Source organism: Pseudoalteromonas sp. DL-6 (genome assembly GCF_004328665.1).
Lineage (GTDB): Bacteria > Pseudomonadota > Gammaproteobacteria > Enterobacterales > Alteromonadaceae > Pseudoalteromonas.
The window spans coordinates 2,979,132-2,995,276 of record NZ_CP019770.1 but is presented as its reverse complement, the minus strand read 5'-3'; the positions used below and the strand labels follow the sequence as shown (position 1 = coordinate 2,995,276).

Below are 16,145 nucleotides of genomic sequence, written 5' to 3'. Positions count from 1 at the left end.
AGTGTTTAGGGGATGATTACATCATGCCGCCCATTCCACCCATGCCGCCCATGCCACCCATATCAGGTGCACCAGCTGCTTCTTCTTTAGGAATTTCAGCAACCATAGCCTCTGTAGTGATCATTAGACCAGCAATCGATCCTGCAAATTGTAATGCAGATCGCGTTACTTTCGTTGGATCTAGGATACCCATTTCAATCATGTCGCTGTATTCGCCAGTGGCTGCATTGTAACCGTAGTTACCTTCTCCGCCTTTAACTGCGTTAATAACAACTGATGCTTCATCGCCTGCGTTTGTAACGATTTGACGAAGTGGTGCTTCCATCGCACGAAGTGCCACTTTAATACCGTGGTTTTGGTCTTCATTGTCGCCAAGTAGCTCAACTAGCTTGCTAGCAGCACGTACTAATGCAACACCACCACCTGGTACTACACCTTCTTCAACCGCTGCGCGAGTTGCATGTAATGCATCTTCAACACGGTCTTTTTTCTCTTTCATTTCAATTTCAGTAGCGGCACCTACTTTGATTACAGCCACACCGCCAGCTAACTTAGCCATACGCTCTTGTAGCTTTTCTTTATCGTAGTCTGAAGTCGCTTCTTCAATTTGTGCTTTGATTTGAGCAACACGACCGTTGATACCGTCTTCTTCACCAGCACCATCAATGATTGTTGTATCATCTTTAGTGATTACTACGCGCTTAGCTGTACCTAAGTCTTCAACTGTTGCTTTTTCAAGTTCAAGGCCGATTTCTTCAGAAATTACAGTACCGCCAGTTAATACCGCGATATCCTGTAGCATTGCTTTACGACGATCGCCAAAGCCAGGTGCTTTAACCGCTGATACTTTTACAATACCACGCATGTTATTCACTACTAGTGTCGCTAACGCTTCACCTTCAAGGTCTTCTGCGATGATTAGTAGAGGCTTGCTTGCTTTTGCAACCGCTTCTAATGTTGGTAATAATTCACGGATGTTAGATATTTTTTTATCTACAAGTAAGATAAATGGGTTATCTAGTTCAACTGCGCCTTTTTCAGCGTTGTTGATGAAGTATGGAGATAAGTAACCACGGTCAAACTGCATGCCTTCTACAACATCTAGTTCGTTTTCAAGTGATTGACCTTCTTCAACCGTGATAACACCAGTATTACGGCCTACTTTTTCCATTGCATCAGCAATGATTTCACCAATCTCTTTATCAGAGTTAGCTGAAATAGTACCTACTTGTGCAATTGCTTTAGTATCAGCACATGGAACAGAAAGCGCTTTAAGTTCTGCAACTGCAGCAATGATTGCTTTATCAATACCGCGCTTAAGATCCATTGGGTTCATACCCGCAGCAACTGCTTTAAGACCTTCGTTTACAATAGACTGAGCAAGCACAGTTGCGGTAGTAGTACCGTCACCAGCAGCATCATTTGCTTTAGACGCTACTTCTTTAACCATTTGTGCGCCCATATTTTCAAACTTATCTTCAAGTTCGATTTCTTTTGCTACAGATACACCATCTTTGGTGATCACTGGAGAGCCAAATGATTTGTCTAGTACAACGTTACGGCCTTTAGGGCCTAATGTTACTTTTACTGCGTTTGCTAAAATGTTTACGCCAGTTAGCATTTTTGCACGTGCGTCGCCTGCAAACAGTACTTCTTTTGCTGCCATGTTTAATTTCCTCTAAATTCTTAAAATGTGTGTTAAACGAAAAGTAGGTTTAGCCTACAATGCCTAAAATATTGTCTTCACGCATGATCAGGTACTCTTGACCTTCGATCTTTTCAGTTTTTTCAACATATGAGCCAAATAACACAGTGTCACCGGCTTTCACTTCTAACGCGCGAACGTCACCGTTTTCTAAAACGCGACCATTACCTACGGCAACAACTTCTCCGCGAGTTGATTTTTCAGCTGCAGAGCCAGTTAATACAATACCGCCAGCAGACTTGGTTTCTTCTTCTAGACGCTTGATGATTACGCGATCTTGTAAAGGACGAATGTTCATGTTTTTAGTTCTCCTAACAGTTTCTGAACAGTACAGAAAAAAGTGTATCTAATTTGCTTTCATTAATGGGGGTAGAGTGAAAAATTCCAAGAGAAAAAATGATAAATTTTTAATCTTTTCGCTCGTATTCACCATCTATGGTATTAGGACGGTTTTCATCTTGCTCATGATGCATAGATTGATGAGGTTGTGAAAACCCTGAAGTACTCGTTTGGTGCATACTAGCGCTCATTCTCACTGTTGCTTGGCTGGCAAGTCCTGCGGCTAATTTATTACGAATTGCAGGAGTAAGAAGCAGTAAGCCAAATACATCCGTCATAATACCGGGGGTTAATAAAAGTACCCCTGCAATAATCACGCAAATACCGGTAAACAACTCTTTAGCCGGCATTTGCCCTTGAGCCATTTGCACTTGTACGTTTTGTAATGCGCCCATCCCTTGCTGTTTCACCATTTTCGCACCCACAATAGCGGTTAGTACCACCAAAGCAATTGTTGCGAAGCCACCTATTACGTCACTAACCTGAATTAGCAGGGCAATTTCAATAATAGGAATGATGATAAACAGCAAAAATAAAATTCTAAACATAAGACTCTCTAAAATGACACTCATTAAGGTGCTAATGAAATATAAGTGAGGGTTGTCGGGTCTATTTTCAAGCTAATAAGAGTAAGTAATAAACTTTAATGTTAGTAAAGTTATAGCTAGTGGGTTTAAGTCACTTTACTGTAAAGACCTCAAATGTTGACAGAGTTCGTGTCTACACATTATACCCGCTATCAGCTACTATGGGGCTAGACCCCCGTAAACAAGTAAAGGTTCACTATGACAACGCAATTTAAACTTATTTTTACCACTTGCAGAGATAACCATGAAGCCCGTTTATTGGCTATGGCGCTAATTGAAAAGAAACTGGCTGCTTGTGTAAATATTTTACCTGCCATGACTTCAATTTACATATGGGAAGGTGAAGTAGCCGAGGCAACTGAAGTGAAGCTGCTAATTAAAACCAAGGCCGATAAAATGAACGATGTATTTTTAACTTTGAAAGATCTTCACAGCTATGAAGTACCAGAAATACAAGTCGTTGATGTAGCAACCGGTAACTTGGCTTACTTTAATTGGATGGATGAGGTGCTTCATTAATGCGCTTTATTTTATTTTTTTTATTAAGCGTATTAATGGCGCCTGTTTGGGCAACACAAAATACCCTTGATGATTTTCTTAAACCAACTCAGCACACATTTTTACCGGTTAACGAAGCGTTTGTATTTGATTTTGATCAGCAAGGTAGTACGTTATTTGTTGGTTGGGATATCGCTGATGACTATTACTTATATAAAGATAAAATAGAAATTATTGCTAAAGGTGCCAGCATTGACGTGCCTGAGTTGGGCTCTGGTGAAGTTATTGAAGATGAGTTTTTTGGTAAAACTGAAGTGTTTTTTAATTCTCTCAGTATTATCAGCAAGCTTAGTAATGTAAGTGAAGATGGCGTTGTTAAGGTGCGTTATCAAGGCTGTGCAAAAGCAGGGCTGTGTTATCCACCTGAAATTATAAGCATTCCATTGAGTGTACTGGCAGGTGAGAATAATACTAATGACAATACCGCAACAAGTAGTGCATTCTCGGCACTTAGCCAACCTGTAGAAAAACCTGTTACTGCAGCAACACCTGAGAAAGAGCTCACCTTTACAGAGCAACTAGCTAGTCAGAGCTTAATGGTTAACCTAGCTATATTTTTTGCTGTGGGTGTAGGTTTGGCATTTACACCGTGTGTATTTCCGATGTTCCCTATTTTATCTAGCTTAATTGCGGGTCAAAAGAACCTGTCTACCAAAAAAGCATTTGCACTGTCATTTGTTTATATTCAGGGTATGGCGGTCACCTATGCTGCATTAGGCTTAGTGGTTGCTGCATTAGGCGGCCAAGTGCAAGGTTACTTACAGCACCCATATGTATTGATAAGTTTTAGTTTACTGTTTGTATTGTTGGCTATGTCGATGTTCGGTTGGTACGAAATAAAATTACCTAGCAGTATGATGAACAAACTAACCCAAGTGAGCAATAACCAAAAAGGCGGTAATTACATTGGGGTATTCCTGATGGGGGTTTTATCAGGGCTCATTGCATCACCCTGTACCACTGCGCCTTTATCAGCCGCATTATTATTTGTGGCGCAAAGCGGCGATTATTTAGTCGGTGGACTAACGCTTTACGTACTTAGCCTAGGAATGGGCTTACCACTGTTACTCCTTGGTACGTCGGGAGGTAAGCTATTACCTAAAGCTGGCGGGTGGATGGAACAAGTTAAAACTTTGTTTGGTTTTATTATGTTAGTTGTGCCACTTATTTTGCTAGAGCGAATTATCGATATCGAGATAATTTTATTATTAGCAGGTTTATTAGCTATCGCTACAGCGCTTTATTTTCATCATTGGCAAAGCGCCCAATCGCAAGGTAAGTTAAAAACTTTACTGTGGTTTATGGCTGTTTTATTAGTGCTCACAGGAATTAACTTAACCAAAAACTATTTTTGGCCAACACCAACAGTGAGTTTGCAAACAACCTCGCAAAGCAATGAGTTTAAACATGTTGCTAACTTGGCCGAGCTTAAACAAGCCGTATCACAAGCAAATAGCGAAGGCCGCATGGTTATGGTGGACTTATACGCTGACTGGTGTGTAGCGTGCAAAGAGTTTGAGCATTACACATTTCCTGACCCGCAAGTGCAAAGTGAGTTTAGCCATTACCAATTGATTCAAATTGACCTAACCCAAAGCGATAATGAAACAATTGAGCTTATGGAAGCATACTCAGTGTTTGGTTTGCCGAGTATTTTATTCTTCAATACCCAAGGTGAAGAGTTAAGTGCACAACGTGTAACTGGCTTTTTAAATGCGGATGATTTTGCTAAGCACCTAGCTGCAGTGCGTGCCAGCGCTGAATAATCATTCTATATGGCACAACATTATATTAATGTTGTGCCATATCACTTCCCTCAAAGCATGTCCCCAGAATAGAGATTAGACCAGTATTTTGCTGCTATTTACTTCGAAATCACTATAATAGTTGGTTAACGTGAGAAATTGTTGCTATCTTACTTTTTTCTGCTTACTTTTTAGAGAAAAACTAGTTAGTAACCGCTTAACTCATTACTTATAGGATATATCGCGTATTATGGCTGCAAAATTAAAGATTTTAGTTATAAATGGCCCAAATTTAAACATGCTAGGAAAGCGTGAACCTGATAAGTACGGTTCGCATTCTTTAGAGCATATTATGAGCGAGTTAAACAGCGCTGCTAATAGTTTAGGTGTGGCATTAACGCATTTCCAAAGTAATAGTGAGCAAGCGCTCATTGAACGCATTCATGATGCTTGGCAAGCGGTTGATTACATAATAATTAACCCAGCAGCATTTACGCACACAAGCGTCGCATTACGTGATGCATTGCTAAGTGTTGATATTCCGTTCTTTGAAGTGCACTTAAGTAATGTGCATGCACGTGAAACGTTTCGCCATCATTCTTATTTTTCTGATGTGGCGCAAGGCGTTATTTGTGGATTAGGTGCAATGGGTTATCACGCTGCTTTAAATGCAGCAGTCAGCCGATTGCAAAACTCAAACTAAATTTAAACTAACAAACTAATAGGCGGGCCGTTTATGGATATTCGCAAGATCAAAAAACTAATTGAATTAGTAGAAGAATCAGGTATTGCAGAACTAGAAATCACTGAAGGTGAAGAATCAGTACGTATTAACCGTAACAATATGAGTGCCGGTCCTGCGTACGCGCAATTTGCACCACAGCAATACGCTCCAGCACCGGCTCCAGCGGCAGCTGCACCATCTGCACCTGCGGCCGTGGAATCTGAAGCACCTGCAGGGCCTACAGGTCATCAAGTTAAGTCTCCTATGGTAGGTTCTTTTTATGCAGCAGCTTCTCCAGAAGCACCAGCATATGTTGAAGTGGGTTCTCAGGTTAAAGTTGGCGACACATTATGTATCGTTGAAGCAATGAAGATGATGAACCAAATTGAGTCAGATAAAGCCGGTACAGTAAAAGCTATTTTAGTAGAAAACGGCGAGCCAGTAGAATTTGATCAACCTTTATTCATCATTGAATAATAGCGCAACGTAAAAGGCCAACTCTCATGTTAGATAAAGTAGTCATTGCAAACCGAGGTGAAATTGCACTTCGTATATTGCGCGCCTGCAAAGAGCTTGGGATCAAAACGGTTGCTGTGCATTCAACGGCGGATCGCGATCTTAAGCATGTATTGCTAGCAGATGAAACCATCTGTATTGGTAAACCTGCAGCAACTGAAAGTTACTTAGACATTCCACGCATTATTGCCGCAGCAGAAATTACTGATGCGGTCGCTATCCACCCAGGTTATGGTTTTCTTGCAGAAAATGCAGACTTTGCCGACCAAGTTGAGCAAAGCGGTTTTGTATTTATCGGTCCCCGTGGCGACACTATTCGTCTAATGGGCGATAAAGTATCGGCAATCGAAGCTATGCGTAAAGCGGGTGTTCCGTGTGTACCAGGTTCTGATGGTCCGGTATCGGATGATAAAGAGCGCAACATGCAAATTGCTAAGCGTATTGGTTACCCGGTAATTATTAAAGCAGCTGGCGGTGGCGGTGGCCGTGGTATGCGTGTTGTTCGCAACGAAGCTGAGTTAATCAATTCAATTGCGCTTACGCAGCAAGAAGCGAAACAGTTCTTTGGCAACAGCATGGTTTACATGGAGAAATTCCTTGAAAACCCACGCCACATTGAAGTACAAGTATTGGCCGACGGTCAAGGCAATGCGGTTCACTTAGGTGAGCGTGATTGTTCAATGCAACGTCGTCACCAAAAAGTAGTGGAAGAGGCGCCAGCGCCAGGTATTACTGCAGAAGTACGTAAGTTCATTGGTGAGCGTTGTACACGCGCATGTATCGAAATTGGTTATCGTGGTGCGGGTACGTTTGAGTTCTTATACGAGAACGGTGAATTTTACTTCATTGAAATGAACACCCGTATTCAGGTTGAGCACCCAGTAACTGAAATGGTCACCGGTGTTGATTTAATCAAAGAGCAATTAAAAATTGCCGCTGGTCAGCCTTTATCATTCACTCAAGAAGATGTGGTTATTCGTGGCCATGCTATTGAGTGTCGTATTAATGCTGAAGATCCAGAAACCTTTATTCCATCACCTGGTAAAATTACCCGTTTTCATCCAGCTGGTGGCTTAGGTATTCGTTGGGACAGCCATATTTACGCTGACTACACAGTTCCTCCACATTACGATTCAATGATTGGCAAGCTAATTACTTACGGTGAAAACCGTGATGTAGCTATTGCCCGTGCACGTAATGCACTTAATGAACTCGTTATCGATGGTATTAAAACCAACACCCCACTGCATAAGCGTATTCTTGCAGATGAAAACTTCAAAAATGGTGGTACAAATATCCACTATCTTGAGAAGAAATTAGGGCTGTAAAGTCTATGCTAATTAAAAACCGGCTTAAGCCGGTTTTTTTATCTTTAAAAAAGAGGCAGTATCACCTTAAATAAATAATCTGGTATGATTAACAAATATGCGCTTTTCGTAAATTTTGAGGTAATCATGTCGTGTAGTTTTAATTTTCATTTAGTCGATGAAAATGCCACTGTTGCTATGGGTAATAAATTAGCTGCCATAATAGAACAGGGCGCAGTTATTTATTTGCATGGTGATTTGGGGGCAGGTAAAACGACATTTACTCGCGGTATAGTGCAAGGTTTTGGTCATACAGGTAAGGTTAAAAGTCCCACTTATACACTTGTTGAGCCCTACGAACTTGCGCGTGGCAATGTTTATCATTTTGATTTATATCGATTAGGTGACCCTGAAGAGCTTGAATTTATGGGGATTCGTGATTATTTTTCAGCAACGGCAATTTGTATTGTTGAGTGGCCGGAAAAAGGTGGAGAATTTATCCCTGTTCCCGATCTAAATGCTACGCTAAGTTATGTAGGTGACGAGCGTAAAATTGTTATTAACAGCGCGAGTGAGCGTGGTGTAGCAATTGTCGAAAAACTAAATAATAGATAATAAAATAGTTAAGGCAGTGATTATCAAAATGAGTCGTGGTTTAGTTAAACTTTTTATTTACCTCATGGTTTTTACAGTGAGCTTGCCATTGTGGGCGCAAAACACTATTAATAGTGTGCGTGTTTGGCCATCACCTGATAGCACTCGGGTGGTGTTTGACCTCGACGATAAACCCGACTTTAGTTACTTTATGTTAAAAAACCCAAGCCGTTTAGTCGTTGATTTAGAAAATACGGATGAGTTGAAAACATTGCCAGGTGTGCCATCAAAGCACCAAATAGTTAGTAAGTTACGCTACTCAAAACCTAAAAATAAACACAGCGTGCGTTTAGTGTTTGAGTTAAGCGGACCGGTCAAGCCTGTGGTATTTGCGTTGGCACCTACGGGGCCTTATAAAAACAGGTTAGTGGTCGACTTATACGACAAGAGTCAATCTCAAGGGGCGGTCAGTCCGGCACAAACGGCAGCTAAAAAACGCCAGTTAAGCCAAGAACGCGACATTGTTATTGCCATTGATGCAGGCCATGGTGGTGAAGATCCAGGCTCCATTGGCCCTTCAGGTACTTACGAAAAAGACATCACTTTACAAATTGCCAAGCGTTTAGAGCGCATGATTGATGCTGAGCGCGGTATGATTTCGCGTATGGTTCGTAGTGGCGATTACTTTGTAAAACTTAATACACGTACTAATCGTGCTCGCCAGAAAAAAGCCGATTTTTTTGTTTCTATTCATGCTGATGCGTTTACCAGTCCAGGACCCAATGGGGCTTCGGTATGGGTGTTGTCGTTGCGACGCGCCAACTCAGAAATAGGTAAATGGATTGAGGATAAAGAAAAGCACTCTGAGTTACTTGGCGGGGCCGCTGATGTTATTAAAGATGCTGCTAATGAAAAGTACTTAGCGCAAGCCTTGCTTGATATGTCGATGGATCATTCAATGAAAACAGGGCTTAATGTTGCAGATGAAGTAATAAAAGAATTAAGAAAAGTAGCAAAAATGCATAAAAAGGCACCGCAACATGCCAGCCTTGCAGTATTAAAGTCGCCAGATATTCCGTCTATTTTAGTTGAAACTGGGTTTATCTCTAATCCACGTGAAGAGCGACTGCTTAAAAGTGCCAACCATCAAGAACGTTTGGCTAAAGCCATGTTTACCTCAATTAAAAATTACTATTTGCGCAACCCACCCGACGACTCTCTGTTTGCGTCATTAAAGTCTCAATACCCAACAAAGCACAAGGTACGTCCGGGGGAGTCATTGAGTATGTTGGCAGGGCGATATGGTGTCAGTATTAATCAAATTAAACAGGTTAATAAGCTCAGTTCAAATACGCTATTTATTGGTCAAGAACTTGATATTCCTCAGAGTTAATTTTAAAAGCGCACAACATTTAGGGTTTTTATGAGTATTGAAATATTACCTGCGCGCTTGGCAAACCAGATTGCGGCGGGTGAAGTTGTTGAGCGTCCTGCATCGGTGGTTAAAGAGTTAGTAGAAAATAGCCTAGATGCAGGTGCGACACGTATTCAAATAGATATTGAGCGCGGTGGTCACAAGCTGATTCGAATTCGTGATAATGGCTCAGGGATTGCAAAAGAGGAGCTCACATTAGCACTTTCTCGCCATGCTACCAGTAAACTTAAGTCGCTAGACGACTTAGAAAATATTTGTTCTCTAGGCTTTAGAGGCGAAGCTCTCGCGTCCATTAGCTCGGTATCTCGCTTAACCTTAAGCTCTAAGCCCGAACAGCAAGAAGCTGCTTGGCAAGCCTTTGCACAAGGTCGAGATATGGCCGTGGAGGTAAAGCCTGTGGCACATCCCAGCGGTACTACAATTGAAGTAAAAGACTTATTTTTTAATACCCCAGCACGGCGTAAGTTTTTACGTACCGAAAAAACCGAGTTTAGCCATATTGATGAGCTTATAAAGCGGATTGCGCTGAGTCGCTTTGATGTATCAATTACGTTAACTCATAACGAAAAAGTAGTGCGGCAATATCGCGCTAAAACCGATCCTGCTCAAGCGATTATACGAGTTGCCCAAGTCGCAGGTAAAGCGTTTGCTGAACAGGGCCTGCATATTCAATCAGGTGAAGTAGGGCTGCAACTACATGGCTGGGTGCTGCCAGTTGGCTCGGCCAATACCACACAGTACACCTATGTAAATAATCGTATGATGCGCGATAAACTTATTCTGCATGCTATACGCCAAGCATTTGAAGAGGTCAGTGGTGAGCAAGAGTTACCTGGGTTTGTGATTTATATTGATATAGATCCACGTCAAGTAGATGTGAACGTACATCCTGCTAAACATGAGGTGCGTTTTCATCAAGGGCGCTTAGTACACGACTTTATTTTGCAAGCGATTAAACAAGTTGTTGTGCCCCTGCAAGCTGAATTTTCAAGCTCCAGTGAAGCTAATGATAATAGCCCACCGGTAGCAGCGTTTAATTCACTCAATACTGCCAGTAGCGAACCGTTTGATTACCCTAAGTCATCATTACAGCCTAGCCGGTCACCTTCAACGCATGCTGGCTCTTATCGTGGTGCAAATCAAGGAGCAGGTAATCAACAACGCACCGAAAGCAGCAATTACCATGACGTAAATGCGTTTTATCAAGGGGTGAGTGAGCAACAAGCACATCACTTTGATAATCCAGTGCCATTTGTGCAATCAGATGAGACGCAAGTATCAGATACAGCGCTTCGTACTGTCGATATAATAACCATTGAACAGGGCACATGTGTGTTTAATGATGCAAACCAACTTTATTGTTCACACTTTAAATATGCGCTAGCAGATGATTGGCTTGCACAAATAAAAGAGCAAGGCAGCCTTGAAGGCAAAGCATTGTTATTACCCGTGCGGGTTAACGTATCAAAACAAGATATCGAACTGCTGGCTACGCAACAATCATGGTTTACTTTGCTTGGCTTTGAACTTTTAATTGAAAAACAATTTGTTATGGTTAAGAAGTTGCCTGTTTGCTTGTACTTACTTGACGTGAATGCCGCAGTCGATGCCTTACTTGATGGGTGTAAAGCTCAGTTAGAAAGTATTGAACAGTGGCTAGCGTGGCAGGTAAATGTAATACCTATACGGTTCTATGCCAGTAAAGCCTTTGCAGTACAGCAAACTCGCTTACAAAATAATGCGCAAACAATTGAACGTTTACGTGAAAAAGCAGTTAAAATAGATCTAAAGTCTTATCTAGCGCAATTTAATTAGGGTATTCGTGTTGAGTAATTTACCGGTCATATTTTTAATGGGCCCCACCGCTGCTGGTAAAACAGCATTGGCAATTTCACTGTGTGAGCATTTAAATACTGAAATTATCAGCGTTGATTCGGCACTGGTTTATAAAGGTATGGATATTGGTACCGCTAAACCGGATGCCGATGAACTAGCACGTGCTCCACATCACTTAATTGACTTACTTGATCCAAGCGAAACTTATTCAGTGGCTGATTTTAGACGCGATGCAATAGAAAAAATTGATAAATTTCATCAACAAGGTAAAGTGCCTGTACTGGTTGGAGGTACAATGATGTACTTTAAAGCCTTAATTGATGGACTATCTCCTTTACCTGAGGCTGATGAGCAGATAAGGGCAGAACTTGAAATGCAGGCGAAACAGCATGGCTGGCCACATTTGTATCAAGAGCTATTAAGAATAGATCCTCAAGCAGCGCAAAAGATGAGTGAAAATGATTCACAACGAATTAATCGCGCTTTAGAGGTTTACCGTATAACAGGTAAAACAATGACTGAATTGCAAAAGCAAAAACAGCCACCTTTACCTTACACTTTTCATCAATTTGCTATTGCTCCAGATGATCGTAAAGAGTTACACCAGCGAATTGCAGAAAGGTTTAAAATAATGATTGAACAGGGGTTTGAAAAAGAAGTTTCGACCCTATATCTACGTGAGGATTTACATCCCAATATGCCTTCTATTCGTTGTGTAGGTTATAGACAGATGTGGGATTACCTTGCGGGTGAAATAGATCACGATGAAATGGTTTTTCGCGGTATTGCTGCCACACGTCAATTGGCTAAGCGTCAATTAACGTGGTTAAGAAGTTGGCCTGACGTTACATGGTTGACAACCGGTGATGAAGAAAACTTGCATCGTGTAGTAAGTTCGCTAAGCTAGTAGTAGTTGGACAAAATTTAGCTTTGTTAAATTAGTTCAGCCACTTAATTATAATAACACCTAGAACGAAGGAATAATAACATGGCAAAAGGCCAATCGTTACAAGACCCATTTTTAAATGCATTACGCCGCGAGCGCATTCCAGTATCAATTTTTTTGGTAAATGGCATAAAATTACAAGGTAAAATTCAGTCATTTGACCAATTTGTAATTTTACTGGAAAACACTGTTAATCAAATGGTGTATAAACATGCAATTTCAACAGTTGTACCTGCACGCGCAGTCAACTTCCAAGGTGTACAGGGAAATGAAGACACTGAAGAAACTGAACTTGGAAACTTTTAAATTAGGAGCGTAATGCTTGTTTGACCGCTATGAATCTGGCGAACAGGCAATTTTAGTCCATATCGACTTACCTAAAGATGGGGATCGTGAAGATCTTCATGAATTAGAAATGTTGGTATCTTCTGCTGGTGTTAGTAGTTTGGCGGTTGTGCAAGGCAGCCGTCAAGCACCACATCCTAAGTTATTTGTCGGTACCGGCAAAGCGGAAGAAATAGCTGAAATTGTCAAAATCCACAATGCCGATGTTGTCATTTTTAACCATCAGTTGAGCCCGTCTCAAGAACGCAATTTAGAGCGTGTTTGTCAATGCCGGGTGCTTGACAGAACAACACTTATTCTTGATATTTTTGCTCAGCGTGCCCGTACTCATGAAGGTAAACTTCAAGTTGAGTTGGCGCAGCTTCGCCATATGTCTACACGCTTAATCCGTGGGTGGACTCACCTTGAGCGCCAAAAAGGGGGGATAGGCTTACGTGGTCCGGGTGAAACGCAGCTAGAAACCGATCGACGTTTATTGCGCGCACGTATTAAAAATATTCGTGCACGACTTGCCAAAGTGGCTGTACAGCGTGAACAAGGTCGACGTGCTCGTACACGTAATGAAATTCCAACAGTGTCGCTGGTGGGCTATACCAATGCCGGAAAATCAACACTGTTTAACTACATTACCGATTCAGATGTGTATGCAGCCGATCAACTATTCGCCACTCTAGATCCAACGCTACGTAAACTCGATATAGGTGATGTTGGCTCCGTTATTTTAGCGGATACTGTAGGGTTTATTCGTCACTTACCGCATGATTTAGTGGCTGCATTTAAAGCAACCCTAACCGAGACGCGTGAAGCCGATTTGCAACTGCATGTGATAGATGTAGCTGACCCTCGCCGAAAAGAAAATATTGAACAGGTACAAGAAGTCCTTAAAGAGATTGAAGCCGACGAGGTACCGCAGTTATTAGTTTATAACAAAATTGATGCGCTTGATGAGGTAACGCCACGTATTGATCGTGATGACGAGGGCCAACCTATAAGAGTATGGCTATCGGCAAAAACTGGCGAAGGCTGTGAATTACTTAGTGAAGCTATCAGCGACTTACTCGCTAAACAAATGCTTAACGAAACAATTTTACTCGCACCGCAGTATGGGCGTTTAAGAGCATCGCTATTTAATTTAAGTGCAGTACACAATGAACGGTTTGATGAGCAAGGTAATTGGTTGCTTGATGTACGATTACCTATGATTGAATGGAACCGTTTAATTAAAGATTTTGGCCCTGAAATTGAAAGTTTTATTAGCTGCGATTAAAAACTGCAAGATTAATGTCGGTTTTAGTATAAGAAACGCAGAAGATTTGTTAGATTTAACACAATTTCCGAATTTATTTAGATAACAATGGAGTATAGCTATGGCCTGGAATGAACCGGGTAATAATGGCAATGACAAAGATCCGTGGAATAACAAAGGCGGACGTGATCAAGGCCCACCTGATTTAGACGAGGTGTTCCGTAAATTCAGTAACAAGTTTAACGGCTTATTTGGCGGTAAAAAATCCGGCAATGGTAGCGGTGGTGGACTTGGCGGAGCCGGTATTTCATTTGTACTTATTATCGCTGCAATTGTATGGGCGCTAAGCGGTATTTATACGGTGAAAGAAGCTGAGCGCGGTGTCGTTCTTCAATTTGGTAAGTTTGACCGAATTGCAGATCCAGGCTTGCGTTGGAAAATGACCTTTATTGAAACGGTTATTCCAGTTGATATCGAAGCTGTTCGCTCGTTATCAGCATCAGGTTTTATGCTAACCGAAGATGAAAACGTAGTAAGCGTTGAATTTGAAGTACAGTATCGAGTAATCGACCCTTACTTGTACAAATTTAGTGTTACTAACGCTGACAGCAGCCTTGAAGAAGCATTAGATAGTGCGTTGCGTTACGTTGTTGGTCATTCAAAAATGGACCAAGTACTGACGAACGGCCGTGAAGTTGTGCGTCAAAATACCTGGGATGAGCTAAATCAAATCATCGAACCTTATAATTTAGGTTTAATCGTAACCGACGTTAACTTCAAGGACTCACGTCCACCAATGGAAGTTAAAGATGCGTTTGATGATGCAATTGCAGCCCAAGAGGATGAGCAACGCTTTATTCGTGAAGCAGAAGCGTATGCCCGTGAAATTGAGCCGCGTGCGCGTGGTCAAGTAACTCGTATGACGCAAGAAGCTGAAGGTTACCAAGAACGTATTACTTTAGAAGCGCAAGGTGAAGTGGCTCGTTTTGAGAAATTACTTCCAGAATACCAAGCAGCTAAAGAAGTAACACGTGAGCGTTTATACATAGATACGATGCAAGAAGTGCTGGCTAATAGCTCTAAAGTATTGGTTGATGTTAAAGGCGGTAATAACATGATGTACTTACCACTTGATAAAATCATGGAGAAACAGGGTTCATCAACACGCGTTGCTTTACCTAGCTCAAGCGATATTAACGATTTACGTAACAAGGTAAATACGTCACGCAACAGCACTGTTAATAGTGGTAACGATCGCTTTAACAATGATCGTTTTAACGACGGGAGATAAGAGCAATGAAAAACTTTAGTTTAGTAATCCTATTAGCCGCCATTGTGATGTCTTTCTCGTCGGTGTTCGTGGTCTCTGAAGGTCAAAAAGCGATTGTACTTTTATTTAGTAAAGTGCAAAAAGACAGCGATGAACAAGCGGTAGTTTATGGTCCGGGTTTACACTTAAAAGTCCCATTTTTTAGCCAAGTACGTCGCATTGATGCACGTATTCAAACGCTAGATGGTACACCAGATCGCTTTGTAACTAGCGAGAAAAAAGACTTAATCGTTGATTCGTTTGTAAAGTGGCGCGTAAACGACTTTAGCTCTTTTTACCTGCGTGCACGTGGTGATAAGCAATACGCTGAAACGCTACTTAAGCAAAAGGTAAACAATGGACTACGTACTAATTTTGGTACGCGTACTATTCGTGAAATTGTATCTGGTGAGCGTAGCGAGCTGATGGAAGAAGCGTTAGTACAAGCGTCTGAAAGTGCTAGTGAGCTGGGTATTGAAGTACTTGATGTGCGTGTTAAGCAAATTAACTTACCACAAGAGGTGAGTAGCTCTATTTACCAACGTATGCGCGCTGAGCGTACTGCAGTTGCTAAAGAGCATCGCTCTGAAGGTCAGGAAAAAGCCGAAACAATTCGTGCAGGTGTTGACCGTCGTGTAACAGTAATGCTTGCCGATGCAGAACGTAATGCTCGTTCTGTTCGTGGTCAAGGTGATGCTGACGCTGCTGCGATTTACGCTAGTGCTTACAATAAAGACCCTGAGTTCTTTAGCTTTGTTCGCTCTTTAGAAGCTTATAAGCAAACTTTCAAAGGCAAGCAAGACGTGATGGTGTTATCACCGGATAGCGACTTCTTCCAATACATGAAAGGCGCGAAGGCTCAGTAATCATAGCTTTAGTTAAATTTGAAAAAGCCCTGCAATTGCAGGGCTTTTTGTTATCTCAATTTTAAGGCTATAAATGATTGTTATTTA

General features: G+C 41.5%; 16 protein-coding genes. 13 read left to right on the top strand and 3 right to left on the bottom strand.

All coding sequences use genetic code 11. From position 1 onward, the window contains the following. Positions 1–16 precede the first annotated feature (16 nt). The 3 genes from groL to B1F84_RS13970 form a co-directional block, all read right to left on the bottom strand. The gene (gene groL / locus B1F84_RS13980) at positions 17–1,666 is read right to left on the bottom strand and encodes a chaperonin GroEL (RefSeq protein WP_131691762.1); all 1,650 of its coding nucleotides are present in this window, start codon (positions 1,664–1,666) and stop codon (positions 17–19) included. 49 nt (positions 1,667–1,715) lie between these two features. Then, entirely contained in the window at positions 1,716–2,003 is a 288-nt protein-coding gene (locus B1F84_RS13975) for a co-chaperone GroES (protein WP_008113511.1), read from the bottom strand. A gap of 109 nt (positions 2,004–2,112) precedes the next feature. Further along, positions 2,113–2,592 (bottom strand): FxsA family protein, encoded by a 480-nt coding sequence (locus B1F84_RS13970; protein ID WP_008113509.1) that lies wholly within the window; start codon positions 2,590–2,592, stop codon positions 2,113–2,115. 237 nt (positions 2,593–2,829) lie between these two features. On the opposite strand from B1F84_RS13970, the gene cutA reads away from it, so the two are divergent. The 13 genes from cutA (at position 2,830) to hflC (ending at position 16,058) form a co-directional block, all read left to right on the top strand. Next, positions 2,830–3,150, top strand: coding sequence for a divalent-cation tolerance protein CutA (cutA, locus tag B1F84_RS13965; RefSeq protein WP_008113508.1), 321 nt, complete (start codon positions 2,830–2,832; stop codon positions 3,148–3,150). Continuing rightward, the gene (locus B1F84_RS13960) at positions 3,150–4,955 is read left to right on the top strand and encodes a protein-disulfide reductase DsbD (RefSeq protein WP_008113506.1); all 1,806 of its coding nucleotides are present in this window, start codon (positions 3,150–3,152) and stop codon (positions 4,953–4,955) included. The genes cutA and B1F84_RS13960 overlap by 1 nt, the downstream gene beginning before the upstream one ends. 229 nt (positions 4,956–5,184) lie before the next feature. Further along, complete coding sequence (gene aroQ / locus B1F84_RS13955) at positions 5,185–5,637, top strand: type II 3-dehydroquinate dehydratase (RefSeq protein WP_008113504.1); 453 nt, start codon at positions 5,185–5,187, stop codon at positions 5,635–5,637. Positions 5,638–5,670: 33 nt separating this feature from the next. Further along, the gene (accB, locus tag B1F84_RS13950; RefSeq protein ID WP_008113502.1) at positions 5,671–6,135 is read left to right on the top strand and encodes an acetyl-CoA carboxylase biotin carboxyl carrier protein; all 465 of its coding nucleotides are present in this window, start codon (positions 5,671–5,673) and stop codon (positions 6,133–6,135) included. 26 nt (positions 6,136–6,161) lie between these two features. Then, positions 6,162–7,502: an acetyl-CoA carboxylase biotin carboxylase subunit gene (accC, locus tag B1F84_RS13945; RefSeq protein ID WP_008113500.1), complete on the top strand. Its 1,341-nt coding sequence runs from the start codon at positions 6,162–6,164 to the stop codon at positions 7,500–7,502. 126 nt (positions 7,503–7,628) lie between these two features. Beyond that, positions 7,629–8,096, top strand: coding sequence for a tRNA (adenosine(37)-N6)-threonylcarbamoyltransferase complex ATPase subunit type 1 TsaE (gene tsaE, locus B1F84_RS13940; protein ID WP_008113499.1), 468 nt, complete (start codon positions 7,629–7,631; stop codon positions 8,094–8,096). Between the two features lie 28 nt (positions 8,097–8,124). Continuing rightward, complete coding sequence (locus B1F84_RS13935) at positions 8,125–9,468, top strand: N-acetylmuramoyl-L-alanine amidase (RefSeq protein WP_131691761.1); 1,344 nt, start codon at positions 8,125–8,127, stop codon at positions 9,466–9,468. 30 nt (positions 9,469–9,498) lie between these two features. Further along, on the top strand, positions 9,499–11,325 hold the full coding sequence (gene mutL, locus B1F84_RS13930) for a DNA mismatch repair endonuclease MutL (RefSeq protein ID WP_131691760.1): 1,827 nt from the start codon (positions 9,499–9,501) through the stop codon (positions 11,323–11,325). A 10-nt stretch (positions 11,326–11,335) separates the two neighbouring features. Then, complete coding sequence (miaA, locus tag B1F84_RS13925; protein ID WP_008113495.1) at positions 11,336–12,253, top strand: tRNA (adenosine(37)-N6)-dimethylallyltransferase MiaA; 918 nt, start codon at positions 11,336–11,338, stop codon at positions 12,251–12,253. Positions 12,254–12,334: 81 nt separating this feature from the next. Continuing rightward, on the top strand, positions 12,335–12,598 hold the full coding sequence (gene hfq, locus B1F84_RS13920) for an RNA chaperone Hfq (protein ID WP_131691759.1): 264 nt from the start codon (positions 12,335–12,337) through the stop codon (positions 12,596–12,598). A gap of 16 nt (positions 12,599–12,614) precedes the next feature. Further along, positions 12,615–13,904: a ribosome rescue GTPase HflX gene (gene hflX, locus B1F84_RS13915; RefSeq protein ID WP_131691758.1), complete on the top strand. Its 1,290-nt coding sequence runs from the start codon at positions 12,615–12,617 to the stop codon at positions 13,902–13,904. Positions 13,905–14,004: 100 nt separating this feature from the next. Then, the gene (gene hflK / locus B1F84_RS13910; RefSeq protein ID WP_008113492.1) at positions 14,005–15,174 is read left to right on the top strand and encodes an FtsH protease activity modulator HflK; all 1,170 of its coding nucleotides are present in this window, start codon (positions 14,005–14,007) and stop codon (positions 15,172–15,174) included. A gap of 5 nt (positions 15,175–15,179) precedes the next feature. Next, on the top strand, positions 15,180–16,058 hold the full coding sequence (hflC, locus tag B1F84_RS13905; RefSeq protein ID WP_008466298.1) for a protease modulator HflC: 879 nt from the start codon (positions 15,180–15,182) through the stop codon (positions 16,056–16,058). Positions 16,059–16,145: the final 87 nt, after the last annotated feature.

Coding starts and splice junctions, on each gene's coding strand:
- groL (WP_131691762.1), bottom strand. CDS start 1,666: ATGGCAGCAAAAGAAGTACTGTTTGCAGGCGACGCACGTGCAAAAATG.
- B1F84_RS13975 (WP_008113511.1), bottom strand. CDS start 2,003: ATGAACATTCGTCCTTTACAAGATCGCGTAATCATCAAGCGTCTAGAA.
- B1F84_RS13970 (WP_008113509.1), bottom strand. CDS start 2,592: ATGTTTAGAATTTTATTTTTGCTGTTTATCATCATTCCTATTATTGAA.
- cutA (WP_008113508.1), top strand. CDS start 2,830: ATGACAACGCAATTTAAACTTATTTTTACCACTTGCAGAGATAACCAT.
- B1F84_RS13960 (WP_008113506.1), top strand. CDS start 3,150: ATGCGCTTTATTTTATTTTTTTTATTAAGCGTATTAATGGCGCCTGTT.
- aroQ (WP_008113504.1), top strand. CDS start 5,185: ATGGCTGCAAAATTAAAGATTTTAGTTATAAATGGCCCAAATTTAAAC.
- accB (WP_008113502.1), top strand. CDS start 5,671: ATGGATATTCGCAAGATCAAAAAACTAATTGAATTAGTAGAAGAATCA.
- accC (WP_008113500.1), top strand. CDS start 6,162: ATGTTAGATAAAGTAGTCATTGCAAACCGAGGTGAAATTGCACTTCGT.
- tsaE (WP_008113499.1), top strand. CDS start 7,629: ATGTCGTGTAGTTTTAATTTTCATTTAGTCGATGAAAATGCCACTGTT.
- B1F84_RS13935 (WP_131691761.1), top strand. CDS start 8,125: ATGAGTCGTGGTTTAGTTAAACTTTTTATTTACCTCATGGTTTTTACA.
- mutL (WP_131691760.1), top strand. CDS start 9,499: ATGAGTATTGAAATATTACCTGCGCGCTTGGCAAACCAGATTGCGGCG.
- hfq (WP_131691759.1), top strand. CDS start 12,335: ATGGCAAAAGGCCAATCGTTACAAGACCCATTTTTAAATGCATTACGC.
- hflK (WP_008113492.1), top strand. CDS start 14,005: ATGGCCTGGAATGAACCGGGTAATAATGGCAATGACAAAGATCCGTGG.
- hflC (WP_008466298.1), top strand. CDS start 15,180: ATGAAAAACTTTAGTTTAGTAATCCTATTAGCCGCCATTGTGATGTCT.